Below are 23,856 nucleotides of genomic sequence, written 5' to 3'. Positions count from 1 at the left end.
TCAGCGCTCGGTGGCGAAGTAGGCGGCGAGGCGCTCGTCCTCGCGGTGGCGCAACTGGGTCCACAGCGCCTCGTAGTCGGCGGTGGGGATCGCGGAGTGGTTGTCGTTGTGGTCGGAGTAGTCCTGCAGCGCCGTCGCCGACACCTCGACCGGGCTCATCCGGTTGCGGGCGCGGGCCCAGTGCGAGAGCTCGCCGAGCGGGGTGTGCGGCAGCGGGTAGTAGCGGAACGCGTCGAAGGCCAGCCGGGGCACCGCGTCGATCAGGTCCAGGGTGGCGCGGGCGTCGGCGGCGTCCTCACCCGGCCAGCCGATGCCGATCGAGGCGCGCAGCACGAACCCGAGGTCGATCGCGCGGTTGAGCACGTCGGTGATCTCGCCGCGCAGCCGCCCCTTGGCCAACCGGGTCCTGGTCCGCGCCGAGGCGGACTCGATCCCGACATAAAGGGCGCGGAAGCCCGCGCGGTGCATGAGCGCGAGCAGGTCGGGATACCGGTCGAGATCGGACAACTGGACGTCGCAGCCGAAGCGGAATCCGCCGCCGTGGGTGATCGCGCGGGCGCAGAAGTCGCGAACCCGCCGTTGCCGGGCGTCGATGAAACAGTCGTCGACGAAGTAGAATCCGCGGGCGCCGGTCACCGCGTTCAGTTCCACCAGGTCGTCGTGCAGTTTCCCGGCGGAGACGTAGCGGAACCGCGCGTTCGGGTACTGCGCGTTGAGGTAGCAGAAGGTGCAGCGCCTGGTGCAGCCGCGCGCCGACGCCACGTGGATTCCCGGAACGGCCATGTTCGGCCAGCTGCTCGCCGGGTGCACGTAGTCGGCCAGCCCCGGCCACCACGACGGCAGCCCGACGTCGTCGAGGGTGGGCGGTTCGGCGCCGTGCACGAGCCCGCCGGGGCGCGGGCGGCGCGCCAGCCAGGACACCATCGCCTGCTCGCCGTCGCCGAGCACCAGGGTGTGCACGCCGGTCCAGATCAGCGCCCTGGGGTCGGGGAACGTGCTGACCAGCGGTCCACCGGCGACGACGGGGATGTCCGGAGCGACCCTGGCGAGGTGGTCGACCACGGCGCGGAACCGGCGGGCGGCCACGCCCTGCTTGGCGGTCACCCCGACGACGGTGGGCCGCTGCGCGGCGAGCGCGGCGTCGAGGTGGGCGGCGGGGTCGGCGCCGTTGAGGTCGAGCACCCGCGCGTCGTGCCCGGCGGCGCGCACGGCGTGCCCGATCGTGATCGCGCCCCACGGCGGGAACGCGAGCGGATTGCCCTCGTCGTAGATTCCCGGGTGCACCAGCAGCACCTGTTCTCGGGTCACCGCGTCTCCTTTCGTTCGAGAAGGCATCGTGACCCCGGCGGGCCCCGTTACCCATTCCCGTCGACCGCGACACGATCCAGCGACAAACCCGCGATCCGTTTCCCAAGTCCACCACCGACAATGGTTGTGGCGGAATTCCAGGAACGGGCCGAAGTTCCGCACGTTCGGTAGCCGGAAATGGTGTTCCGCTGGGCCAAAAGGGTATTCCGGGGGCACCTGCCACCCGGGCGGCGCAGCGCGGACGAGCATGATGTCGTTTTCCCGCTGGAGTCGGCGGTGGCGACCGGCGATGCTGGGCACATGCACTCCGACACCGAGCGGTGCGTGCGGGCCGTGCAGTCGCGGGACGCGCGGTTCGACGGCTGGTTCTTCACCGCCGTGCTCACCACCGGCATCTACTGCAGGCCCAGCTGCCCGGTGGTGCCGCCCAAGGCGCGCAACATGCGGTTCTACCCGAGCGCGGCCGCCGCGCAGGGGGCCGGGTTCCGCGCGTGCAAGCGGTGCAGGCCCGACGCCTCGCCGGGGTCGCCGCTGTGGAACGAGCGAGCGGACCTGGTCGGCCGGGCGATGCGGCTGATCGCCGACGGCGTGGTGGACACCGGCGGGGTGCCCGCCCTGGCGGCGCGGCTGGGCTACAGCGTGCGGCAGGTGGAGCGGCAGCTGCGGGCGGAACTGGGCGCCGGGCCGCTGGCGCTGGCCAGGGCGCAGCGCGCGCAGACCGCGAGGGTGCTGATCGAGACCAGCGCGCTGCCGATGACCGAGGTGGCGATGGCCTCGGGGTTCGGCAGCATCCGGACGTTCAACGACACCGTGCGCGAGGTGTTCGCGCTCTCGCCGACCGACCTGCGCAGGCGGGCCGCGCGCGATGCGGTGCCGGTGTCGGGCGGGTTGACCGTGCGGCTGCCGGTGCGGGCGCCGTTCGCCCCGGACAACGTGTTCGGCCACCTCGCCGCCACCGCCGTCCCCGGGGTCGAGGAGTGGCGCGAGGGTGCCTACCGGCGCACGGTCCGGCTGCCGAACGGGCCGGGGGTGGTGAGCCTGCGGCCCGCCGCCGACCACGTGCGCTGCGAACTGGCCCTGACCGACCTGCGCGACGTGTCGGTCGCGATCAGCCGGTGCAGGCGCCTGCTCGACCTCGACGCCGACCCGGTGGCTGTCGACGACCTGCTCGCCGCCGATCCGGTGCTGGCGCCGCTGGTGCGGGGCACGCCGGGCAGGCGGGTCCCGCGCACGGTCGACGGCGACGAGATGGCGGTGCGCGCGGTCCTGGGTCAGCAGGTGTCCACCCAGGCGGCCCGCACGCACGCAGCGCGGCTGGTGCTCGCGCACGGCGAGCCGATCACCGACGCGGGCGGCGGCCTGACGCACCTGTTCCCGGACGTGGCGGCGCTGGCCGAGATCGACCCGGAGACGCTGGCCTTCCCCCGGTCGCGCCGGGCGACGCTGCTGGGGCTGGTCGCGGCGCTGCCCCGCATCGACCTGTCGCCGGGCGGCGACTGGCTGGCCGCGCGCGAGGACCTGGCGGCGCTGCCCGGGATCGGACCGTGGACGGTCGAGACGATCGCCATGCGCGCGCTCGGCGACCCGGACGCGTTCGTCGCCAGCGACCTGGGGATCCGGGTAGCGGCCGAAGCCTTGGGGTTACCCACCGCGCCCGCCGCTCTGACCGCCCGCGCGGCGGCGTGGCGGCCGTGGCGCTCCTACGCGGTGCAGTACCTGTGGGCCACCGGCGACCACCCGATCAACTTCCTGCCAGGCTGACCTTGAAGACCGCAGTCGAAACGAGGACCTCCGTGCCGTTGTCCCACCCCGTCACCCTGGCCGACCCGCTGACGGGCCCGACCCGCTACTGCACGGTCGACTCCCCCGTCGGCGAGCTGCTGCTGACCGGCGACGGGGAGGCGATCACCGGTCTGTACATGGGGGTCGAGCACCGGCACTTCGCCGGGATCGGCGCGGACTGGGTGTCCGACGCCGGCCAGTTCGGCGCGGCGAAGGCCCAGCTGGCGGCGTACTTCGGCGCCGAACTGCGCGAGTTCGACCTGCCCTTGGCGCCGCGCGGGACACCGTTCCAGCGGCAGGTGTGGCAGGCGCTGACGACCATCCCGTGGGGCCACACGACCACCTACGGCGGGCTCGCCCACCAGTTGGGGCGCACCGCGACGGCCTCGCGCGCGGTCGGCATGGCCAACGGCCGCAACCCGATCTCGATCATAATCCCCTGCCACCGGGTCATCGGCGCCACCGGCGACCTCATCGGCTACGGCGGCGGCCTGCCCGCCAAGCGGCACCTGCTCACCCTGGAGGGGTCGACACTGGTGTGACCCTAGATGCAACAGTGCTGTTAGATTGACGGGGTGTCGTACCCCCACGGTGAACCACGCGCGCACGGACTCCTCGACGTCGGCCAGGGCCACCAGGTGCACTGGGAGGAGTCCGGGAACCCCGGCGGCAAGCCCGCGCTGATCGTGCACGGCGGGCCGGGATCAGGGCTCAACCGCCACAGCCGCGACTACTTCGACCCCGCCCGCTACCGGATCGTCCAGTTCGACCAGCGCGGGTGCGGCCGCAGCACACCCGACGCGGGCGACCACACCACAGACCTCACGCACAACACGACCCACCACCTCGTCGCCGACATGGAACTGCTGCGCGAGCACCTGGGCATCGACCGCTGGCTGCTCTCCGGCGGCTCCTGGGGGTCCACACTGATCCTCGCCTACGCGCAACGGTTCCCGGAGCGCGTCACGGAGATCGTGCTGAGCGCGGCGACGACCTCCCGGTACGCCGACTTCGAGTGGATCACCGCCGGCGTCGGGGTGTTCTTCCCCGAAGCGCTGGAACGCTTCCGCGCGGGCGTCTCCCACGCCGACAACGTGATCGCCGCCTACCTCGAGCGGGTGTCCGATCCGGACCCCGCTGTGCGCGAGAAGGCCGTGCGGGACTGGACCGCGTGGGAGGACACCGTCGTCTCACTGGAACCCCGCGGCGACACCCTGCCTTACAGCAGCCGACCGACCGCGGCCCAGCACACCATGGTCCGGCTGGTCACCCACTACTGGTCCAACCGGGCGTGGCTCGAAGACGGTCAACTCCTGCGCGACGCCCACCGGCTGGCGGGCATCCCCGGCACGATCCTGCACGGCCGCCACGACATCGGCGGACCGGTGGAGGTCGCGTGGACGCTGGCGAAGGCGTGGCCCGACGCGGAACTAGTCGTGGTGGAGGACGCCGGGCACACGGGCAGCGCGGAGTTCGACCGCCTCAAGCAGGCGGCCCTAGACCGCTACGCCGTGGATTCGCCGGGCACCACCAGCCCGGTCCGGTAAGCCAGCACCACCGCGCTGGCCCGGTCGCGGACGCCGATCTTGGCCAGCACCCGCTTGACGTGCGTCTTGGCCGTCGACTCCGCGATCACCAGGGCCACGGCGATCTCGGGGTTGCTGTGCCCCAACGCGATCAGCTTGAGCACCTGGGTCTCGCGGTCGGTCAACCTGGCCAGCCGGGCATCGGTCACCGGCGCGGGCACCCGCCGCACAAAGCGGTCCACCAGGTCGCCGGTGACCGCGGGGTCCAGCACGGTCTCCCCCAGCGCCACCACCCGCACCGCGTCGATCAGCCGCTCCGGGGAGGCGCGCTTGAGCAGGAAACCCCGCGCGCCCGCGCGCAACGCGCCCCAGACGTACTCGTCGTGCCGGAAGGTCGTGAGCACCAGCACGGCGGTCGACGGGTTCGCCGACACCACCCGCCTGGTGACCTCGACCCCGTCGTGGCCGGGCATCCGCACGTCCACCAGCAGCACGTCCGGCTCCAGGTCGCGGGCCGCCGCCACCGCGGCGACCCCGTCACCGGCCTCGCCGACCACCTCGATGTCGCCCGCGGTGCCCAGCACCACCCGCACGCCCGCGAGCAGCAGCGGGTCGTCGTCGGCGAGCACGACCTTGATCACGCCATCCCCCTTCACGCGAGCGGGAGCAGGACCCGCACGGTGAACCCGCCCCCGTCACCCCCTCCGTGCACGACCGTCCCGCCCAACACCTCGGCGCGCTCGGTGATCCCGGTCAGGCCGCGCCCGACCCGGTACCCCGGCCGCGGGCCACGCCCCCGGTCGCACACCTCGACGGCCACCCCGGCCCCGGAGGACACCACAGACACCGTCGCCGACCTGGCCCCGCCGTGGGTCAGCGCGTTGGTCAGCGCCTCCTGCACGATCCGGTACACCGCGAACTCCACCGGACCGGGCAGGCCGCCCGCCTCGACCCGCAGGTCCACCGCCATCCCCACCTCCGCCATCCGCGCCGCCAGCCTGCCCAGGTCCGGGTCCTCGGTGCGCAGCGCGGCGAGCACCCGGTCGAGTTCCTCCAGCGCCTCCCGGCCGGTGCGCTCCACCCCGGCCAGCAACTCCCGCGCCTTGTCCGGGTCCTTGTCCAGCACGACCCGGCTCGCCCCCGCCTGCACCAGCATCACGTTGACCGTGTGCCCGACCAGGTCGTGCAGCTCCCGCGCCATCCTGGTCCGCTCCTCGGCCACCGCGGCCCGCCGCATCAGCGAGGCGCGTTCGCGCGAGCGCGCCGTCCCGAACCCGACCGCCCAGGCCAGCAGCCAGAAGAACATCGTGCCCGTGACCGTCACCGCGGGCTCGGACAGGTGCGCGTAGTAGGCCAGCACCCCGGGCAGCACGAGCACCGGACCCCACAACGCCCGCCGGACCGGCGCGTAGGCGCCCAGCGCGTGCATACCCAGGAGGTTCGCGTACGGCGCGATCGGGTCCGCCACGCCGAGCAGTCCCCCGCCCATCAGCGCCGCGGTGCCCAGCAGATACCCGATCAGGGGCATCCGCCTGCGCAGCGCCAGACCCGCCGCGACCGCGGCGGCCAGCCACCACGGTCCGGGACCGACCGCGGCCATCGCGGCGAACGCCGCGACGGCCAAGGCCCCGTCAAGCAACCACCACCGACCGCTCATCCGCCACATCCCTAGCCATCAAGGCCCGCAGGTACCCCACCGCAACTCCTACCACGCCGAACAGGCCCAGCGCGCCGAGCGCCACGGTCGGGTCCGTCCACGGTCGACCGTCGTAGGCGGTCAGGGTGACCGCGGCGTAGGCGGCGGTGTAGCCGACCGTCGCGATCAGCATGGCCGCGAGCCTGGCCCGCGGCGCCAACCTGGTGCCCTCCAACAAGATCGCCAGGACCGCGAGCACCTGGATGCCGTGGATGCCGATGGCGTGGGCCAGTTTCGCGCTACCCGCCGCCCCGAACACCAAGTCCTCCGGCACGTGGCCGGTCGCGGCGACCACCTTGTCCCCTTCGGCGATGAGCTGGGTCCCGATGTACCCGGCCACCACCTGCGCGACGATGCCCGCCAACGCCGCGACGCGCACGACGGCGGAGCCGCGCAGGTCGAACACCGCCCACACCAGCAGCAAGCCGATCGCCGTGGCGATCGCGAGCACGCTCTGGCCCATCAGCTCGAACACCTTCTCGTCGAAGGGCGAGTGGTTGTTGAAGTGCGAGGGCTGACCGCGCCACACCTGCATCGAGATGAGTCCGACCTCGAAGAGCGCGAACCCGCCGAGCAGCACCACCACCGGCCACCTCAGCCACCGTTCACGCATGTTGCGCAACACCCACACCACCGACCACGCCAGCAACCCGAACGACGCGCCGAACACGATCGGTTTGCGCCAGCTGACCGAGCCCAGCCACGGCGTGCCGTCCACGACGGCCACCACCGAGTGCACCACCGCCGAGGCCAGCAGCAGCGCACCGCACCACCAGAGGAAGCGCTGCGCACCCCCCTGCGGCCGCACGGCCGCCCACACCTGCGACACCATTCCCACAACTCCCCGTTGCACCATGGGAAACGAAGGTAGGTCGAACCCCAGTCCGCCTCGTCCCCCCACAGGGGTACCGAAACCCTGGGATTTCCTCAGGTGGTCCACAGTGGATTGGTGCCCGCGCCCGAATTGCGCCGTTCGGCCGTAGCTGCGCACTCCGACTGCCCCTAGTTTGGTCCAGACCACATGGCGGTGTCCGGACCGCTCGTCAGCGAGGGAGAACTATGTCGGCGAAACGATGGCGCGCCGCGGCGCTGCTCACCGGGGTGGCCGTGGCCACCGCGGTGGTGGTGGCGCCCCAGGCCCAGGCGCACCCCGACCACCGCGGTGGCCACGGCCACAGCAAGGACCGGGTGATCGGGTACTTCACCAACTGGGGCATCTACGGCCGCAACTTCACCATCCGCGACCTGGACACCAGCGGCACCGCCGCCCGGCTGACCCACCTCAACTACGCGTTCGGGTTCCTCGACGCGCAGGGCAACTGCGTCGCCTCGGACGCCTGGGCCGACTACCAGAAGCCGTTCGAGGCCGCGCAGAGCGTCGACGGGGTGGCCGATGTCGCGGGCCAGCCGCTGTCGGGCAATCTCAACCAGATCCGCAAGCTCAAGAAGAAGTACCCGAAGCTGCGGGTGCTGATCTCGCTCGGCGGCTGGTCGGGCTCGAAGTACTTCTCCAACGCCGCGCTCACCCCCGAGTCGCGCAAGGCGCACGTGAAGTCCTGCGTCGACCAGTGGATCAAGGGCAACGTCGCGCCGGGCGGCGCCGCCGCTGGCGTGTTCGACGGCATCGACCTGGACTGGGAGTGGCCCAACAGCACCGCGGGCGACCCCGGCAACATCAGCAGGCCCGAGGACAAGGCCAACTACACCAAGCTGATGGAGGAGTACCGCCGCCAGCTGCCCAAGGGCGCCGACCTGACCGCGTACCTGCCCGCGAACACCCGGGAGATCAACTCCGGCTTCGAGGTGGCGAAGGTGCTGCGACTGCTGACCTTCGGGAACCTGCAGGGCTACGACTACCACGGCACCTGGGACCCGACCACCAACCAGCAGTCGGCACTGCGCACCGGCAAGGGCGACCCGACCCCGGCCCCCGGCTTCAGCACCGAGGTCGTGGTCAACGCCTACGTCTCCCGCGGCGCCCCGCGCGACAAGCTCGTGCTCGGCGTGCCGTTCTTCGGGCGCGGCTGGACCGGCGTCGCCAACGTCAACAACGGCCTCTACCAGAAGGCGACCGGGCCCGCCCCGGCCACCTGGGAGGCGGGCAGCGAGGACTACAAGGTCCTCAAGACCAAGGTCGGCATCGGCGGCTACAAGGTCTACCGCGACGAGAAGGCCGGGCACGCCTGGCTCTACGACGGCACCAACTTCTGGACCTACGACGACCCGACCGAGATGCGCCGCAAGGCCCGCTACATCAACTCCCAGGGCCTGGGCGGGGCGATGATCTGGTCGCTCGACGCCGACACCAGCGACGGCGAACTGATCAAGGCACTGCACCGCGAACTGTCCTGTTAGGACAAGTGGCGTAACGGGGTCCCCGGCGGATGCCGCCGGGGACCCCTTGCCGCGTAGGACGAATGGAGTCTGTCGGGCCGGGTCCCGCTGATCTACGGTTCCCCCAACCCACCTGGGAAAGGACCCGAGCGATGAGCGGATGGCCCCACCTGCGTTCGACGCGGACCGTCCGGGTCGGATCGGCACCGGGGACGGTGATCACCTGCGGGGTGACCGACACCGTCATCGCCGACGTCCCGGTGTCGGTGGTGTTCTTCTTCCCGCACACGCCCGACCCCGACCGCCTCGCCGACGGCTTGGCGAGGGCGCTGGCCGCGGTGCCCGCCTTCGCCGGGCGGCTGCGCACCACCGGCGACGTCCTGGAGATCGTCTGCGACGACTCGGGCATCCCGCTGGAGGTCTACGACCTCGACGAGACCCTGCCCAAGGCGATCGGCCGGGTGACGCTGCCCGGCGCCGACTTCGTCGACCACGTCCAGGCGCGGGAGGCGCGCCAGGGCGGGCACCCGCTGCTGACCGTCCGGCTGACCGTGCTCGCCGACGGCACCTCGGCCCTGGGCTGCTCGTTCCACCACTCCGTCGGCGACCTGGCCAGCTTCATGTTCCTGGTCCGGGCCTGGTCGGCGGCCACCGAGGGCACCGAGCCGCCCGCGATCACCCTGCTCACCGACCCGGACGGCTTCCTCGACGAGGTGCTGCCGCCGACCGACTCCGGCCGCCCCGGGTTCCGGCTGCCCACCCCGGAGCAGGCCGAGCGGATCGGCGCGGAGTTCCAGGGCGCGGTGCGGGCCAACCGCACGGTCCAGGTGTACTTCACCGACGCCGAGATCGCCCGGCTGCGCGAGGAGGTCAGCGCGGCGGCGGGGCGGCGGCTGTCGGTCAACGACGTGCTGTGCGGCCACGTGACGAACGCGGTGCGCGCGCTGGCGGGCGACACCGGGGCCGCGCGGTCGATCGCGATGCCGGTCAACGTCCGCCGCTTCCTCGGCCTCGACGAGGGCGTCATCGGCAACCTCGTCGGCGAGATGTTCGTGACCTGCCCGCCCGACGCCCCCGCCGAGGTCATCGCCGGGCTGATCCGCGACGCGGTGGCCGACTTCCCGCGCGCGCAGCTCAACCTGCGGGCCAACCGGGCGTTCCTGGAGTCCATCGGCCGCTCCCGGCTCGGCGAGTGCGTCCCGGTCGGCTTCGACCCCGACCAGCGCACCTTCACCATCACCAACTGGAGCCGCTTCGGCATCTACGACGTCACCTTCGACGGCAAGCAGCCGGTGTTCTTCAGCCCCACCTCCAACCTGCAACTGCCCTGGGTCGCCTGGGTCGTGGAGGGGTTCGACAACCGCGGCCTCCTGTTCACCATCGCCGTCCCCGCCCGCCTGGCCACGGTGCTGCGCGGCGAGGCCGGGCGTGCGGCCCTGCACCGGTACCGGGACCCGGCGGAGGAGCTGCCCGCGCTGGCCGGGGAGATCCGCAAGTTGGCCTGACGTTCGAACACGTGTTCGAGTGAGCTGCTAGACTCGGGTCCGTGAGAGGCTCCAAGGGGACCGTGGCCAGGTACTACCTACCCTGGCCCACCCCGGTCCAGGCAGCGCACTACACCGATCCGTCGACCCTGCCCGCCATCAGCCAGTGGGTCACCGCCCTGCGCCAACAGGGAAAGGTCGCCCCAGAGGTCACCTTCGGCATCGACACCACAGACCACCCCCCAACAGGCGTCCTCACCGACCAGACCGGCGCTCATCCGCTGCGCTTGAGCGGGTTCCTCGTCTTCGGGAGGCAGGGGCTGCACGTGCTCGACGCCCACACGTTCTGGCTCCATTATCGGGATGTGTCGCGCGGGTGATTCGGGGTCCTGGTCGGCTCGCCTTCGGCATTGCATCGGATCGTCGGCTCGCCTTCGGCATCGCGCGCCGATCCGCGATTTGAGTGCAGGCTCGATGTGGTGGACCTGTTTTGCGTGGGGCCCCTACGACAGTCGTGGCAGGACCGCAAAGCAGGGGCCGAAAAGCATGGCCCTGCAGCGAGGCAAGGCTACGACTATCGTCCCCCCACACAAAACAGGTCCACCCCATCGAGCAGTTGGCACCAGCGACTTCCGGGGGCGGTGGTTGGGCTGGGTGGGTCGGCTCGGTGGGGTGGGTTGGCGGGGTTGGCTCGGTGGGCTGGGTTTGGGCGGGCCGGCTCGGGGGCTGGGTTGGTACCGGAACTTCTGGCGTCCGCTAGAATGTGAGAAATGGGATCAGTTCGGGGGGCAATGCGAGCGCGGGTAGTCGCATTGGCGATTTTGGCGGTTGTTTCAGGTTGTTCGTCGACGCAATCGGAAACTGCGCGCGTGGGCAACGTCAATGGTGCGATCATCCCTGCGGGCGACCGGGTTGCCATCGAGGAGCTCAGTGGCGAGAGCCTGTTGTCCCCGGGGACGGCTGTGTCGTTGGGGGACTTCTCCGGCGAGGTCGTGGTGGTCAACATCTGGGGGGCCTGGTGCGGTCCCTGCCGGGGCGAGACCGAGCACCTGATCGGGGCTCGGGAGGAGGTGGCGGATCTGCCGGTGGAGTTTCTCGGGATTGATGTCCGGGACAACGATCGGGGGTTCGCTGTGGATTTCGTGCGGGACCGAGGGGTGCCGTACGGCTCGATCTACGATCCGGCCGCGCGCACGATGCTGAAGCTGAAGAAGTACCGCAGCGTGGCCGTGCCGACGACGCTTGTGCTCGATAGGGAGCATCGGGTCGCGTCGTTGTTCGTGGGTGGGCTGTTGCGGTCTGAACTGGTTCCGGTCGTGCGGGCGGTCGCCAACGAGTCGGCGCCCTGACTACTTCTCTTTCTCCGCCGCCTCGCGCGCTTTGGCGCGGCGTTTGCCCTCGTGCATGGCTTGGACGCGGGCGACCGGGATGGTGTGGCCTTCGGCGACCAGGTCTTCCGGGAGGGATTGGGGAGTGGGCATCAGCTCGGACCAGGGGTCGGTGTCGCCGAGGAGGTCCAGGGCGGTGCGGATGGTGAAGTCGGCGGGGGTGACCCGGTCGAGGTCGTCCCACGGGACGGGGAAGGAGACCGGGACGCCGGGGCGGATTCGGGGGCTGTAGGGGGCGGCGATGGTGGCGCCGTAGGCCCGGGTGGAGTCGAGGAAGACCTTTCCGTGGCGGTCGTCCTTGATGTAGGCGGTGGTGGCGGTGGTGGGGTCGAGGCGTTCGGCGCGGGCGGCCAGGGCGCGGGTGGCGGCGGCGATGTCGTCGGCGTCGGCGGGGTTCAGGGGTACCAGGATGTGGACACCCTTGGAGCCACTGGTCTTCACGGCGGCGGCGAGCCCGTCGTTGGTCAACGCCTGGCGCACCAAGGCGGCCGCGGCGACGACCGCGTCGAAACCGGCCTCCGGTGGGGGATCCAGGTCGAGCACGAGGTGCCGCTGGCGGTTGTCGTCGGAGCGGAACAGCGGGACGTGGTACTCGACCGCGCGCTGGTTGCCCAGCCACACCAGGGTCTTGCGGTCATCGCACACCACGTAGTTGATCTCGCGCTTGCTGCTCTCGGCCCACAGCCGGGTGGTGCGCACCCACTCCGGGGTGTACTTCGGGGTGTTCTTCTGCATGAACGGCGGCTGCCCCGGGCGGATCCGCACCACCGACAGCGGCCGCTCGCGCAGGCCGGGCAGCATCCGCTCGGCCACGGCGGTCAGGTAGTCGACGAGGGTGCGTTTGGTGGCGTCCGCTCCGTCGAACAGGGGCTGGTCGAGGTTGGTCAGCGACACACCGTCGCGGTTCTCGTCGCTCGTCACCCACCCACTGTGCCACAGGGGTGACGGCGGAATTCCACTGTATACCGCGACCGACCTCGCCCGATCGGGTTTCGGCGGTGTCCGGAAGGCCCGTTTACACTGGTCGACGACACCCGTACAGGTTCGGTGGATTTGCCAACTCGCGGCGGCGAGTAACAATTACCCCCATACCACTGACATAAGAGGCATATCACCAACGCCGGACCCGGACAGGAAGCAGCGATGCGCCCACAGCTCGACACCGTCGGTGTGCTCGACGTCGGCAGCTTCAGCGCGCACCTGCTCGTCGTCGCGGCGGACCAGAACGCCCCGCTGACCCCGCTGTACTCGGACAAGGTCCGGCTGCGCCTCGACCGCGGCCTCGACGCCTCCGGGCGGCTGCGCGCCGAGGGCGTCGACGCCATCGCCGCGGCGATCGCGGCGGTGCGCGGCCGGGCGCGGCGCGCTGGGCTGCCGATCGGCGAGTTCGTGCCGTTCGCCACCTCCTCGGTCCGCGACGCGGCCAACGCCGACGAGGTGGTGCGGCGCATCGCCAGGCGCACCGGGGTGGTGCTGCGGACCTTCACCGGCCAGCAGGAGGCACAGCTCGCCTACCTGGCGGCGCGCCGCTGGTCGGGCAAGGAGGGCACGCTGACCGTGCTCGACGTGGGCGGCGGGACCGTGGAGGTGGCCACCGGGGCCGCGGACGAGCCGCTGGTCGCCGAGTCGCTGCCCTACGGGGCGCGCACGCTGACCGCGCTGGGGTTGGTCCACCGCGAAGCCGAGGTGGCCGAGCTGATCCGGCGCGCGCTCACCGAAGACGACCTGGCCGCGCTGCACCGGGGCCGCGCGGTGGGGTGCTCGAAGGTGTTCGGCGGTCTGGCCAAGCTCGCGGGCAGGCGCACCCTGCGGGTGACCGACCTGGACCGCTGGATCCCGCGCCTGGCCCGGTTGTCGGCGCGGCGGCGGGCGAAGCTGCCGGGCATCTCCCGGCACCGCGCCGAGCAGTCGCTGGCGGGCGCGGTGGCCGCGCGGGCGTTGATGGAGGTCACCGGGCACGACGCGGTCGTGGTCAGCCCGTGGTCGACCACCCAGGGGCTGCTGCTGGCGCTGCGCGAACACCGCTCGGAACTGGTCGGCACCGACGCCGCGTGACGGGTTCACCACCACGCGACCGTTTCACCCCCGGCGGTCGAGGTATTCCCGATGCATGACGGATGTGGCGGTGTGGGCGGTGACGGTGCCCGCCGAGCCGGGGCAGCTGCACTTCGCGCGGCACGCGCTGCGGGACTGGTTGACCACGGCAGGGGTGCCTGAAGGCACGTGCGAGGACGCGGTGTGGTCGGCCGACGAGGCGATGAGCAACGCGATAGCCAACGGCGGCCGCGGCGGTGAACGCACCGCGGTGCTCGGGGTGAGCGCCCACGTCGACGACGAGGTCGTCGTGGTGACCGTGGTCGACGAGATCGGCTGGCGGGTACCGGCGTCGGGGGTGGTGCTGGCCGGGCGCGGGATGGCGATCGTGCGGGCACTGGCCGAGGAGGTGAACCTCTCGGTGACCGACGGCCGCACGACGTTCACGGCTTGGTTCGCCCGCGAAGACACCACCAGCGACCGCTCCGGCCACTCCACCGCCGACCGCAGCACCGACTGACCGGTCTGACTGGCCCGGAGACCCCAGCGGGCGAACCAGCGCGGAGACATCACCCGACCACCCCACCGTCGACCGCAGCGCCAACCGACCAGCCCGCGATACCCGATCACTCCACTGTGGACAACAGGGCGGACCGAAACCGCGGAGGCGGTTGAGTCAACTCCACTGTGGACTGTCGGACCTACTGGCTCAACCGGCCCGACTGCCCCTTCCTGGGGCCGTAGCGGGCGAGCACCGCCGCGCGCAGGTCGGCGTCCGAGCGCGGCACCGGTTCGAGGAACACCTCACTGACGTCCGGGTGCTTCTCCCGTAGTTCCGCCGCCAGCCGCACGCAGACCCGTTCCAGCTCCCCCGCCGTGAGGGTGTCGTCGAAGTCGACGCGGGCGCACACGAGCACGCTGTCGGTGCCGATCAGCATGGTTTGCAGGTCCACCACCGCGTCGATCTCGGGGGCGGCCGAGAGGTGGTCGCGCACTCCGAAGACCAGGTCGGGGGCGGCTTGGCGGCCGATGAGCAGTGCGGCGTTTGCCCTGCCGAGCAGAAACGCCACCCCGGCGAGCAGCAGGCCGATGGCGATGGAGGCGATGCCGTCCCAGATGGCGTCGCCGGTGAGGTGATGCAGGCCTACGCCGGCGAAGGCGAGCAGGAGGCCCGATAGCGCGGCGGAGTCCTCGTAGAACACGGTGGTGGCCGTGGGGTCGTCGCTGTGGCGCAGTTGGGCGCGTAGGGTCCGGCCCTGGTCGGCGGCGTCGCGGCGCACTTGGCGCAGGGCTTGGGCCCAGGACACCGATTCCAGGGCGAACGCGGCGGCCAGCACGACGTAGGCCACCACGGGCGCGGTCTGGTCCTCTTCCGCGCCGAACACGGTGGCGACGCCCTCGTAGAGCGCGAACATCGAGCCGGAGGCGAAGATCGAGACCGCCGCGAGGAGGGACCAGAAGTAGCGGGCCTTGCCGTAGCCGAACGGGTGCGTGCGGTCGGCCGGGCGCCGGGAGACCTTCAGCGCGGTGAGCAGCAGCACCTCGGTGATCGTGTCGGCGACCGAGTGCACCGCCTCCGAGAGCATCGCCGCCGAGCCGGTGATCAGCCCGGCAACCAGTTTGAGCACCGCGATCAGCAGGTTCACCGATCCGGCGAGCACCACCGTGAGCGTGCTCTCCCCGCCGTGGGACTGGGTGTCTGGTGCCACCCGGCGATCCTAAGTCGCCGGGTGGCGGCCCGCTCAGCTCGCGATCTCCCCCAGCGCGGCCACCGCCGCCCGCAGTTGGTCGTCGCGCAGGTAGGGCGCGGGCCCGAACCGCAGGTGCTCGCCCCGGCTGTCGGTGAGGACACCGCGCTCGGCCAGCGCGCGTTGGAACTCCTGCGCTCGCGGCGCGCGCAGTGACAGGAACCCGGCGAACGCGGTGCGCGGGGTGTCGCGGTCGCGGGTGACGACCTCGTCGGGCAGCCCCAGCTCGTCGAACGCCGAGGCCAGCACGCCGTTCTGGTGCAGGGAGATCTCCCGCAGCCGGGTCGGGGTGAGGTCCTGCTCGGCGAAGAAGTCCAGCACCCTGGCCGCCCGGTAGTGGCTGGTCGGGTCGTAGGTGGCCCCGGCGAAGCGCGTCGCGCCCGGCCCGTAGGCGACGAGGGTGGGGTCCCGTTCGTCGGCGAGCGCGGCGAACTCGGCGTACCAGCCGGTGATCACGGGACGGGTGTGCTGGGCGTGCGGCGGCAGCCGCAGGAAGCAGTTGCCCTCACCCAGTTGCAGGTACTTGTAGCCACCGCCGACCACCCACGCGTCGGCGAGGCCGTCGAGGTTGAACGGGACGACGCCGAGCGCGTGGTAGGCGTCGACCAGCAGCTCGACGCCGTGCCGCTCGCAGGCGGTCGCCACGGCGGCCAGTCCCGGCACGATCCGCGCGGTCTCGAACAGCACGGAGGACACCAGAACGGCGGCGGTGCGGTCGTCCACTTCGGACGCCAGGCGCTCGGCGAGGGTGTCCGCCGGTTCGGCCGGAACCCGCACGATCCGGACGAACTCCTCGGCGAGCCTGCCCAACTGCCTGCGCAGCGTGTGGAACTCGCCATCGGTGGTGACCAGCTTGGGGCGGCCGGTGATGTCGGTCGCGGACAGGAACCGGACGACGAGCTCGTGGGTGTTGGCGCCCAGCGCGATGTCGCCGCCGGGGTCGCCGACCAGCTCACCGTAGGCCGCGCGCAGCCGGTCCGCCTTGGCGAAGGCGCGCCCCCACTTCTCGTCCACGGCGAGCGCGGCGTCGTCGAAGGCCTCGATCTGCCCCTGCAGCGCCACATCCGGCCACGCCTGGTGCGAGTGCCCAGTCAGCAGCAGCCGGTCGGCCACCCCGAACCGGGTGTAGTGGGCGGCGAGGTCCGCGGCGCTCACAGCTCGCTCCGCACGGCCCACAGGTCCGGGAAAGCCGGGTCGAACAGGGTGCCGCGCAGGTACGCCGCTCCCGCCGACCCACCGGTGCCCTGCTTGGCGCCGATCGTGCGCTCGACCATCTTCACGTGCCGGTACCTCCACTCCTGTAGACCTTCATCGAGGTCGACCAAGTACTCCGCGACGGTGGAGGGCCCCGAGTCGTCGGCGTAGACGGCGAGCAGGACCTGTTGCAGCTCGGGCGAGGGCACCGACGCCTCGCTCACGTCGCGGTCGAGCAGGTCGGTGGGGACCTGGTAGCCGTGGATGGCGAGGTAGGCCAGGAACGAGTCGAACAGCGACGGCCTGGCCATCGCGTCGGCGATGGCGGCGCGCTGGTCGCCGCCCTCGGGGTAGTGCGCGAACGCCCGCCGGTCACGGCGGCCCAGCACGGCCTCCAGCTCGCGGAACTGGGCGGACTGGAAGCCGCTGGAGGCGTCGAGGCGGGCGCGGAAGGTGGTGAACTGGCGCGGGGTCATCGTCTCCAGCACGTCGATCTGGGCGACGATCACCTTGAGGATGGTCAGCACCCGGCGCAGCACCCGGGTGGCGTGGGCGGTGTCGCCCTTGGCCAGCACCGCCTGCAGCCGGGCCAGCTCGTGCAGGATCTGCTTGAACCACAGCTCGTAGACCTGGTGGATGACGATGAACAGCAGTTCGTCGTGCTCGTCGGAGCGCGGGCGCTGCGCGGAGAGGACCTCGTCGAGGGCCAGGTACGACGTGTACGTCAGCGCCGCCTGTGTGTCGGCGGGGCCGGTGCTGTCAGGGGTGGTGTGCTGGGGTGCGGTCACGGGGTCATCGCTCCGTCGAAGTGGCGCTGGGCCTGCTCGGCCAGCGCGGGGTAGGCGGTGTGGAAGAGCTCGACCGCGGCCGCGCGGTGCGGTGGCGGCGGCACGAGGTCCTCGGGCAGTTCCGGGTCGAGCAGCGCGAACTGGCGGTAGGTGTGCGTGAGCCGCACGCGTAAGCCGAACGCGGTGGCCGGGTCGGCGGCCGGTCGGCCGCTGAAGTCGGTGACGAAGTCGCGGTAGCGCCGCTCCAGCGCGGCGAGGTCCCACACGCGGCTGATGAAGTCGGCGAAGCGCGGGACCGCGGCGGGCGCGCCGACCAGCACGCCCGCGTGCGCGGTGACACCGAGGTCGGCCAGCAGCGCGGCGACCTCCTCGGCCCGGTCGTAGGGGGCCAGCCAGGTGCCGTCCTGCACCGAGCCGAAGCCGAGGAACCGCAGCCTGCGGACCAGGCGGGCGCGGGCGAGGCGCTGGTCCTCGGGGATGGCGTGCCAGAGCACGGTCCACTGGCCGGGGGCACCGGAGCGGGTGCCCAGGGTGAAGATGCGCCGGTCGCCCTCGGCGAGCACGGCGGCCGCGCGGGGGGTCACCCGGTAGTGCACCATCCGGCCGTCGCGGACCCGTTCCAGCAGGTCGCGCTGGACGAGCCGGGTCAGCGCGACCCTGGCCGCGCCGGGGGTGGAGCCGAACTCGCCGAGCAGCGCCACCAGGCCGCCGGACCACACCGTGGTGCGCTCGCGGGGGCGCAGGTGGGCGCCGAGGATGGTCAGCACGAGGTCCTGCGGGGCTGCGTCGAACACGGGGATGAGCTTAGTTGACACCTCAGCCGGGTCAACCGTAACGTTTTGCCCCGGTGACCACGGCCACGAGGGTGTGACGCTGGTGAAGGTCGGTATCGGACTCCCCAACACGGTTCCCGCCCGTGATCGCGGCGTGCTGCTCGAGTGGGCGCGGCGCGCGGAGGCGGGCGGTTTCAGCACGCTGGCCGTGCTCGACCGGCTGCGCTACGACAGCGTGGACCCGTTCATCACGCTGGCCGCCGCGGCGGCGGTGACCGAGCGGATCGGGCTGGCGACGATGATCGCCATCGGCCCGCTGCGCTCCCCCGGCGTGCTGGCCAAGCAGGCCCAGTCGCTGCACGAGGTCTCCGGCGGGCGGTTCACCCTCGGTCTCGGCATCGGCGCCAGGCAGGACGACTACGCGGCGGCGGGGGTCGACCCGAAGACCAGGGGCGCGGCCCTGTCCACGCAACTGGCCCACCTGCGCGACGGCGGTCTGTCCGATGTGGACATCTTGGTCGGCGGCGGATCCGGCACCGCGTTGGCGCGGATGGCCCGCTACGCCGACGGGTACGCCCACGGCGGTGGTCCGCCGCGCGCGTTCGCCTCCGCGGCGACCAAGGCCAGGGCCGCCTGGTACGACCACGGCCGCACCGGCACCCCCGCGTTGTGGGGGCAGGGATATCTCGCGTTGAGCGAGCCCGACCGCGGGCAGGACTACCTGCGCGACTACTACGCCTTCACCGGGCCGTTCGCCGACAAGATCGCGGCGGGCGCGCTGACCAGCGAGCGGGCCATCAAGGACTACCTGCGCGGCTACGAGGAAGCGGGCTGCGACGAGCTGGTCCTGTTCCCCACCACGCTCGACCTGGCCGACCTCGACCGGCTCATCGAGGCGCTCTGATGGACGTCTCGATCCTCGGCGCGGGCCCGGCGGGGCTGTACCTGGCGATCCTGCTGCGCAAAGCGGGCCACGCGGTCGCGGTGCACGAGCGCAACGCCCCGGACGCGACGTTCGGCTGGGGCGTGGTGTTCTCGGAGGAAACGCTGGAGGCGCTGCGCGACGCGGACCCGCAGACACACGCGGAGATCACCGACTCGTTCGCCCGCTGGTCGCGCATCGACATCCGCTACCGCGACGAGGTGGTCCGCTCGAGCGGGCACTCGTTCACCGCCATCGCCCGCAGGCACCTGCTGTCGATCCTGCGCACCAGGGCCAGCGAACTGGGCGCCGACCTGCGCTTCGGCAGCGAACTCGAGGAGCCGCCGGAGGCGGACCTGCGGGTCGCGGCCGACGGGGCCAACAGCAAGACCCGGCAGCGGCACTTCCGGGCGAAGGTGACGCCGCAGGGCTGCAAGTACGTGTGGTTCGGCACCGACCTGGTGCTCGACGCGTTCACCTTCGCCTTCCGCGACACCGAACACGGCCTGTTCCAAGCGCACGCGTACCCGTTCGACGAGCGGACCAGCACCTGGATCGTCGAGTGCGCGCAGCCGGTGTGGCAGCGCGCCGGGCTCGACACCGCGACCGAGGCGGAGAGCATCGCGTTCTGCGAACGGCTCTTCGCCGAAGACCTGGGTGGCGCGCGGCTGCGGTCCAACCGGTCGCTGTGGCTGGACTTCCCGCTGGTGCACACGCCGACCTGGCACAAGGGCAACCTGGTGCTGCTGGGCGATGCCGCGCACACGGCGCACTTCTCCATCGGCTCCGGCACCAAGCTGGCGATGGAGGACGCGATCGCGCTGGCCGCCTCGCTGGCGACCGAGCCGACGCTGGACGCGGCGTTGACCGACTACGAACTGCAGCGGCAGCCGGTGGTGGAGCGGTTCCAGCAGGCGGCGGCCGAGAGCGCGGGGTACTTCAGCCGCACGGCGCACTACACCGGGTTCGAGCCGATCCAGTTCGCGGTCAACCTGCTCACCCGCAGCGGCAGGGTCACGCACGCGAACCTGGCGCAGCGCGACCCGGGCCTGGTCCGCCGGATCGACTCGTGGTTCGCGGGCCGGGCGATCGCCGCGCCGCCGGTGTTCGCGCCATTCGGCGACCTGCCGAACCGGGTGGTCGCCGAAGTGTCCACACCGGACGAAGCGACCGCGCGGGCGGCCGACGGGTTCGGGCTGGTGCTTGCCGGGCCGGTGGACGTCGGCGACACGACCGCGGCCCATGTCTGGTCGAGCGCGGTCCGGTCGAAGACCGACGCGCACCTGGGGCTGCGGCTCACACACCTTGGCGCCAGGGCGAGTGCGCCTTGCGTGGCGGCCTCGCCGGTCCCCTACGGCCCCTTCGCGCCCGTACCGACCGAGTTGACCGACCTCGACGCGGTGCTGCGGTCGTTCGTCGAGCACGCCACGCGGGCCGCCGAGGACGGGTTCGACCTGCTGGAACTGGACATGGCCGACGGGCACCTGCTGGCCGGGTTCCTCTCGCCGCTGACCAACCGGCGCACCGACGAGTGGGGTGAGCGGCACCGGTTCCCGCTGGCCGTGCTCGACGCCGTGCGCGCCGCGTTCCCGCACACGCTGTCGGTGCGGCTGGCGGTGACGGACTGGGCGCCGGGCGGGACGACCGTCGCCGACGGGATCGCCTTCGCCGCGCAACTGCGGGCGCACGGCACCGATCTCGTGCACGTCCGCGCGGGGCACACCCTGCCGGACTTCCGGCCCGACTACCGCCGCGGCTACCTGACCACACTGTCGGACCGGGTGCGCAACGAGGCGGGGATCCCGACGCTGGTCGGCGGCTACCTGACCACGTTCGACGAGGTCAACACGATCGTCGCGGCGGGACGGGCGGACCTGTGCGTGCTGACGGAGGGGCCATGAGCCACCGGTTCGCCGACTTGACCTCGCCACAGGCGGCCGCGCTGCGCGAGCGGACACCCGTGTTGCTGCTGCCCGTGGGGGCGGTCGAACCGCACGGCCCGCACGCGCCGCTGGACACCGATCCGCTCATCTCCGCGGGCATGTGCCAGCGGGCGGCGGACCGGCTCGCCGACGACCCGGTGGTCACGGTCAAGATCCTGCCCGCGTTGTCCTACGGGGTGACGGAGTTCGGCTCTGCGTTCGCCGGGGCGGTCGGGATCAGCGCCACGACACTGGGTTCGCTGGTCGTCGAGATCTGCTCATCGCTGGCCGCGCAGGGGTTCACCCGCGTGGTCGTGGTGAACAACCACTTCGAGCCCGCCCACGTCGGCGCGTTGCGGGCGGCGGTGAAGACGTTGGCGGACAAGGGGATCCGGACCGGGTACCTCGACCTGCTGCGCCGCGCCGCGGTCGCGCGGCTGACCGAGGAGTTCCAGTCCGGGTCCTGCCACGCCGGCCGCTACGAGACCTCGCTCGTCCTGGCCGACCGCCCCGAACTGGTCGACACCGACACCATGGCCGCTCTGCCCGCGCTGCGGGTGGACATGCCCGCGGCGATGGGAGCGGGAACAACCGGGTTCGTCGAGATGGGCATGGTCGACGCCTATTGCGGCGCCCCGGCCGAAGCGACCGCCGCGGAGGGGCGGGAGACGTTCGAGAGCCTGACAGCCCTGCTGGTCGAGGCCATCCACGACCAGGTGCGTTGAGAGGAGTCCGGTGCCCCACCAGCTCAACCTCGCGAGCCACTTCCTCGACCGCAACATCGACCTCGGCCGGTCGGACCGCCCAGCCCTGCTCGGCCCGACCGGCCACTGCAGCTACGCCGACCTCGCCGCCACGACCAACCGGGTCGGCAACGTCCTGCTGTCGTTCGGGGTGCGCCCGGGCGACCGCGTGCTCCTTGCCCTGTCCGACGGCGTCGAGTTCGTCGCGACGTGGTTCGGGGCGCAGAAGATCGGCGCGGTGACGGCAGAGGTCTACACGTTCTTGACAGCAAAGGACTACGCCTACTTCCTCGGCTATACGGAAGCTTCCGTGGTGGTAGCCGACCCCCTGACCCTGGATCGGTTACGGGAAGCGGGTACTCAGGGGCGGCACGTGCTCGTCGTCGGTGCAGCCGACCTGGAGTTACAGGCCAACGAGCACGACTTCGACGCACTGGCGGCCAATGCTGAGTCCACTTTAGACGCTGTGCCGCGCGATCAGGACGACGTGGTGCTGTGGAAGTTCACCACGGGGAGCACGGGAACCCCGAAGGCGTGCCCGCACACCGTCCGCAGCCCGCTCAACAGCCACAACTGGTACGCCGAACAAGTGCTGGGGCTCACCGAGAACGACATCGTGTTACCCGTACCGAAGTTGTTCTTCGGCTACGCGAGGGACCTGACCGCGCTGTTCCCCTTCGGGGTCGGCGGCGCCGGGATCGTGTTCCCCGAACGCACCACGCCCGAGCGGGTGTTCGCGTTGATCGCCGAGCACCGGCCGACGGTCCTGGTGAACGTCCCGACGATGATGGCCGCGATGGTGGCGCACCCGTTGGCCGCCGAGCAGGACCTGAGCTGCCTGAGGCTGTGCACCTCGGCAGGCGAGGCGTTACCCCCGGAACTGCACCGCAAGTGGGACACCACGTTCGGCGTTGAGGTCGTCGACGGCATCGGCTCGTCGGAGGCCTACCACATCTACATCTCCAACCGCCCCGGCGCGACGGTCCCGGGCAGCATCGGCACCCTGGTCCCCGGCTACTCGGCGCGCGTCGTCGACCCCGACGGAGCCACGCTGCCCGACGGCGAGGTGGGCACCCTGGAGATCACCGGTGACACCGCGGCCACGGAGTACGTCGGCGACCCCCAGCGCTCCGCGGTCACCTTCCCCGGCGGCGGCACCGTCCACACGGGAGACTTGGTGGTGCGGGACCCCGACGGCGCGTTCCACTACCGCGGCCGCGCGGACGACCTGCTGAAGGTGAGCGGGATCTGGGTGGCGCCCAGCGAGATCGAGCACTGCCTGATCGGCCACCCGGAGGTGGTGGAGTGCGCGGTGCTCGGCCACGAGCGGGGCGGGCTGATCCGGCCGCACGCGTTCGTGGTCAGCTCTGGCGGGGTGACCGAGGACGACCTGCGGCGCCACGTCCGGGAGCGGCTTTCCCCGCACAAAACCCCCGAACGGGTGGTGTTCGTGACCGAACTGCCCAGGACCACCAACGGCAAGCTGGACCGCAGGGCGCTGCGCACGTTGGATGTGTCCACATGAGACGTGTTGTGGTCACCGGCGGCACCAGGGGCATCGGCGCGGCCGTCGCCGCCCGGTTCCGGGCCGCCGGTGACGAGGTCATCGCCCTGGGCCGGGCCGACTGCGACATCACCGACGAGGCCGCGGTGGGTGCGGTGTTCGCCGGGATCGGGCCGGTGGACGTGCTGGTGAACAACGCCGGTATCGCCTCCAGCGCCCCCCTGGTGAAGACCACGCTCGACCAGTGGCGGGACCAACAGGACGTCAACGCGCTGGGCGCTTTCCTGTGCACGCGGGCCGTGCTGGAGGGGATGCTGGCCCGTGACACGGGTCGGATCGTGTTCGTCGCGTCCACCGCGGGCAAGGTCGGGCAGCGCTACACGGCGGCGTACACCGCCGCCAAGCACGCCGCCGTCGGCTTGATGCGGGCGGTGGCCGCGGAAGTGGCGGGCACGGGCGTGACCTCGAACGCGGTGTGCCCGACGTTCACCCGCACCGACATCGTGGCGGAGGCGACCCGGGTGATCGCGGAGCGCACTGGCCGGTCCCCGGTCGACGCGGAGGCCGCCCTGGCCGGGGCGTCGCCGCTGGGGCGGTTGCTGGAGCCGGAAGAGGTCGCGTTCGCGGTGTGGTTCCTGGCCTCGGCCGAGGCGGGGGCGGTCAACGGGCAGTCTTTGGTGCTCGACGGAGGAGGAGTTCAGTGAGCGGAG

At 71.8% G+C, this 23,856-nt stretch carries 23 protein-coding genes; 14 read left to right on the top strand and 9 right to left on the bottom strand.

The genetic code is table 11. The annotated features are described in order from the left end of the window. On the bottom strand, positions 1–1,308 hold the full coding sequence (locus tag JOD54_RS16475; RefSeq protein ID WP_204451375.1) for a B12-binding domain-containing radical SAM protein: 1,308 nt from the start codon (positions 1,306–1,308) through the stop codon (positions 1–3). Between the two features lie 300 nt (positions 1,309–1,608). Here JOD54_RS16475 and JOD54_RS16470 point away from each other — a divergent pair, with 300 nt between their 5' ends. The 3 genes from JOD54_RS16470 to pip are packed head-to-tail and all read left to right on the top strand — an operon-like array spanning position 1,609 to position 4,637. Next, positions 1,609–3,069 (top strand): AlkA N-terminal domain-containing protein, encoded by a 1,461-nt coding sequence (locus JOD54_RS16470; RefSeq protein ID WP_204451374.1) that lies wholly within the window; start codon positions 1,609–1,611, stop codon positions 3,067–3,069. A gap of 38 nt (positions 3,070–3,107) precedes the next feature. Next, a complete protein-coding gene (locus JOD54_RS16465; RefSeq protein WP_239574669.1) occupies positions 3,108–3,632 on the top strand; it encodes a methylated-DNA--[protein]-cysteine S-methyltransferase in 525 nt (174 codons plus the stop codon). 33 nt (positions 3,633–3,665) lie between these two features. Further along, positions 3,666–4,637 carry a prolyl aminopeptidase gene (pip, locus tag JOD54_RS16460; protein ID WP_204451373.1) on the top strand — a complete coding sequence of 324 codons (972 nt, stop codon included), beginning with the start codon at positions 3,666–3,668 and terminating at the stop codon, positions 4,635–4,637. Here the strand turns inward: pip and JOD54_RS16455 are convergent. The 3 genes from JOD54_RS16455 to JOD54_RS16445 are packed head-to-tail and all read right to left on the bottom strand — an operon-like array spanning position 4,595 to position 7,168. Further along, positions 4,595–5,257: a response regulator gene (locus JOD54_RS16455; RefSeq protein WP_204451372.1), complete on the bottom strand. Its 663-nt coding sequence runs from the start codon at positions 5,255–5,257 to the stop codon at positions 4,595–4,597. The two genes, pip and JOD54_RS16455, sit on opposite strands and share 43 nt — an antisense overlap. An 11-nt stretch (positions 5,258–5,268) precedes the next feature. Then, positions 5,269–6,273, bottom strand: a complete 1,005-nt coding sequence (locus tag JOD54_RS16450; protein ID WP_204451371.1) for a sensor histidine kinase — start codon at positions 6,271–6,273, stop codon at positions 5,269–5,271. After that, a complete protein-coding gene (locus JOD54_RS16445) occupies positions 6,248–7,168 on the bottom strand; it encodes a hypothetical protein (RefSeq protein WP_204451370.1) in 921 nt (306 codons plus the stop codon). Before JOD54_RS16445 ends, JOD54_RS16450 begins: the two co-directional genes overlap by 26 nt. Before the next feature lie 203 nt (positions 7,169–7,371). On the opposite strand from JOD54_RS16445, the gene JOD54_RS16440 reads away from it, so the two are divergent. The 4 genes from JOD54_RS16440 (at position 7,372) to JOD54_RS16425 (ending at position 11,479) form a co-directional block, all read left to right on the top strand. Continuing rightward, positions 7,372–8,667: a glycoside hydrolase family 18 protein gene (locus JOD54_RS16440; protein ID WP_204451369.1), complete on the top strand. Its 1,296-nt coding sequence runs from the start codon at positions 7,372–7,374 to the stop codon at positions 8,665–8,667. Positions 8,668–8,798: 131 nt separating this feature from the next. Next, on the top strand, positions 8,799–10,151 hold the full coding sequence (locus JOD54_RS16435; protein WP_204451368.1) for an acyltransferase: 1,353 nt from the start codon (positions 8,799–8,801) through the stop codon (positions 10,149–10,151). 41 nt (positions 10,152–10,192) lie between these two features. Continuing rightward, positions 10,193–10,510, top strand: a complete 318-nt coding sequence (locus JOD54_RS16430; RefSeq protein ID WP_204451367.1) for a hypothetical protein — start codon at positions 10,193–10,195, stop codon at positions 10,508–10,510. 432 nt (positions 10,511–10,942) lie between these two features. After that, complete coding sequence (locus tag JOD54_RS16425) at positions 10,943–11,479, top strand: TlpA family protein disulfide reductase (RefSeq protein WP_204451366.1); 537 nt, start codon at positions 10,943–10,945, stop codon at positions 11,477–11,479. Here JOD54_RS16425 and JOD54_RS16420 read toward each other — a convergent pair whose 3' ends face one another. Further along, positions 11,480–12,439, bottom strand: a complete 960-nt coding sequence (locus JOD54_RS16420) for a DNA polymerase domain-containing protein (protein WP_204451365.1) — start codon at positions 12,437–12,439, stop codon at positions 11,480–11,482. It lies immediately after the preceding gene. Positions 12,440–12,661: 222 nt separating this feature from the next. On the opposite strand from JOD54_RS16420, the gene JOD54_RS16415 reads away from it, so the two are divergent. After that, on the top strand, positions 12,662–13,573 hold the full coding sequence (locus tag JOD54_RS16415; RefSeq protein ID WP_204451364.1) for a Ppx/GppA phosphatase family protein: 912 nt from the start codon (positions 12,662–12,664) through the stop codon (positions 13,571–13,573). Between the two features lie 55 nt (positions 13,574–13,628). After that, positions 13,629–14,072 carry an ATP-binding protein gene (locus tag JOD54_RS16410; RefSeq protein WP_204451363.1) on the top strand — a complete coding sequence of 148 codons (444 nt, stop codon included), beginning with the start codon at positions 13,629–13,631 and terminating at the stop codon, positions 14,070–14,072. Between the two features lie 181 nt (positions 14,073–14,253). Here the strand turns inward: JOD54_RS16410 and JOD54_RS16405 are convergent, their stop codons facing one another. Genes JOD54_RS16405 through JOD54_RS16390 form a run of 4 tightly spaced genes read right to left on the bottom strand, consistent with a single transcriptional unit; the run spans position 14,254 to position 18,076 of the window. Beyond that, the gene (locus JOD54_RS16405) at positions 14,254–15,261 is read right to left on the bottom strand and encodes a cation diffusion facilitator family transporter (protein ID WP_204451362.1); all 1,008 of its coding nucleotides are present in this window, start codon (positions 15,259–15,261) and stop codon (positions 14,254–14,256) included. A 33-nt stretch (positions 15,262–15,294) separates the two neighbouring features. Further along, positions 15,295–16,455, bottom strand: coding sequence for an aminotransferase class V-fold PLP-dependent enzyme (locus JOD54_RS16400; RefSeq protein ID WP_204451361.1), 1,161 nt, complete (start codon positions 16,453–16,455; stop codon positions 15,295–15,297). Further along, a complete protein-coding gene (locus tag JOD54_RS16395) occupies positions 16,452–17,282 on the bottom strand; it encodes a tryptophan 2,3-dioxygenase (RefSeq protein WP_307860106.1) in 831 nt (276 codons plus the stop codon). Before JOD54_RS16395 ends, JOD54_RS16400 begins: the two co-directional genes overlap by 4 nt. After that, on the bottom strand, positions 17,279–18,076 hold the full coding sequence (locus JOD54_RS16390) for a PaaX family transcriptional regulator (protein ID WP_204451360.1): 798 nt from the start codon (positions 18,074–18,076) through the stop codon (positions 17,279–17,281). Before JOD54_RS16390 ends, JOD54_RS16395 begins: the two co-directional genes overlap by 4 nt. Positions 18,077–18,158: 82 nt before the next feature. Here JOD54_RS16390 and JOD54_RS16385 point away from each other — a divergent pair, with 82 nt between their 5' ends. Genes JOD54_RS16385 through JOD54_RS16365 form a run of 5 tightly spaced genes read left to right on the top strand, consistent with a single transcriptional unit; the run spans position 18,159 to position 23,850 of the window. After that, positions 18,159–18,959, top strand: coding sequence for an LLM class flavin-dependent oxidoreductase (locus tag JOD54_RS16385; RefSeq protein WP_307860104.1), 801 nt, complete (start codon positions 18,159–18,161; stop codon positions 18,957–18,959). Continuing rightward, a complete protein-coding gene (locus JOD54_RS16380; RefSeq protein WP_204451358.1) occupies positions 18,959–20,878 on the top strand; it encodes an FAD-dependent monooxygenase in 1,920 nt (639 codons plus the stop codon). Before JOD54_RS16385 ends, JOD54_RS16380 begins: the two co-directional genes overlap by 1 nt. Next, on the top strand, positions 20,875–21,624 hold the full coding sequence (locus JOD54_RS16375) for a creatininase family protein (RefSeq protein ID WP_204451357.1): 750 nt from the start codon (positions 20,875–20,877) through the stop codon (positions 21,622–21,624). The genes JOD54_RS16380 and JOD54_RS16375 overlap by 4 nt, the downstream gene beginning before the upstream one ends. 10 nt (positions 21,625–21,634) lie before the next feature. Continuing rightward, positions 21,635–23,167 (top strand): benzoate-CoA ligase family protein, encoded by a 1,533-nt coding sequence (locus JOD54_RS16370; RefSeq protein WP_204451356.1) that lies wholly within the window; start codon positions 21,635–21,637, stop codon positions 23,165–23,167. Continuing rightward, complete coding sequence (locus JOD54_RS16365; protein WP_204451355.1) at positions 23,164–23,850, top strand: SDR family NAD(P)-dependent oxidoreductase; 687 nt, start codon at positions 23,164–23,166, stop codon at positions 23,848–23,850. Before JOD54_RS16370 ends, JOD54_RS16365 begins: the two co-directional genes overlap by 4 nt. The last annotated feature ends 6 nt before the right edge of the window (positions 23,851–23,856 follow it).

The sequence above is a fragment of the Actinokineospora baliensis genome, from assembly GCF_016907695.1.
GTDB classification, from domain to species: Bacteria; Actinomycetota; Actinomycetes; order Mycobacteriales; family Pseudonocardiaceae; genus Actinokineospora; species Actinokineospora baliensis.
The sequence above is the reverse complement of the archived record's forward strand: the minus strand, read 5'-3'. Positions and strand labels throughout refer to the sequence as shown.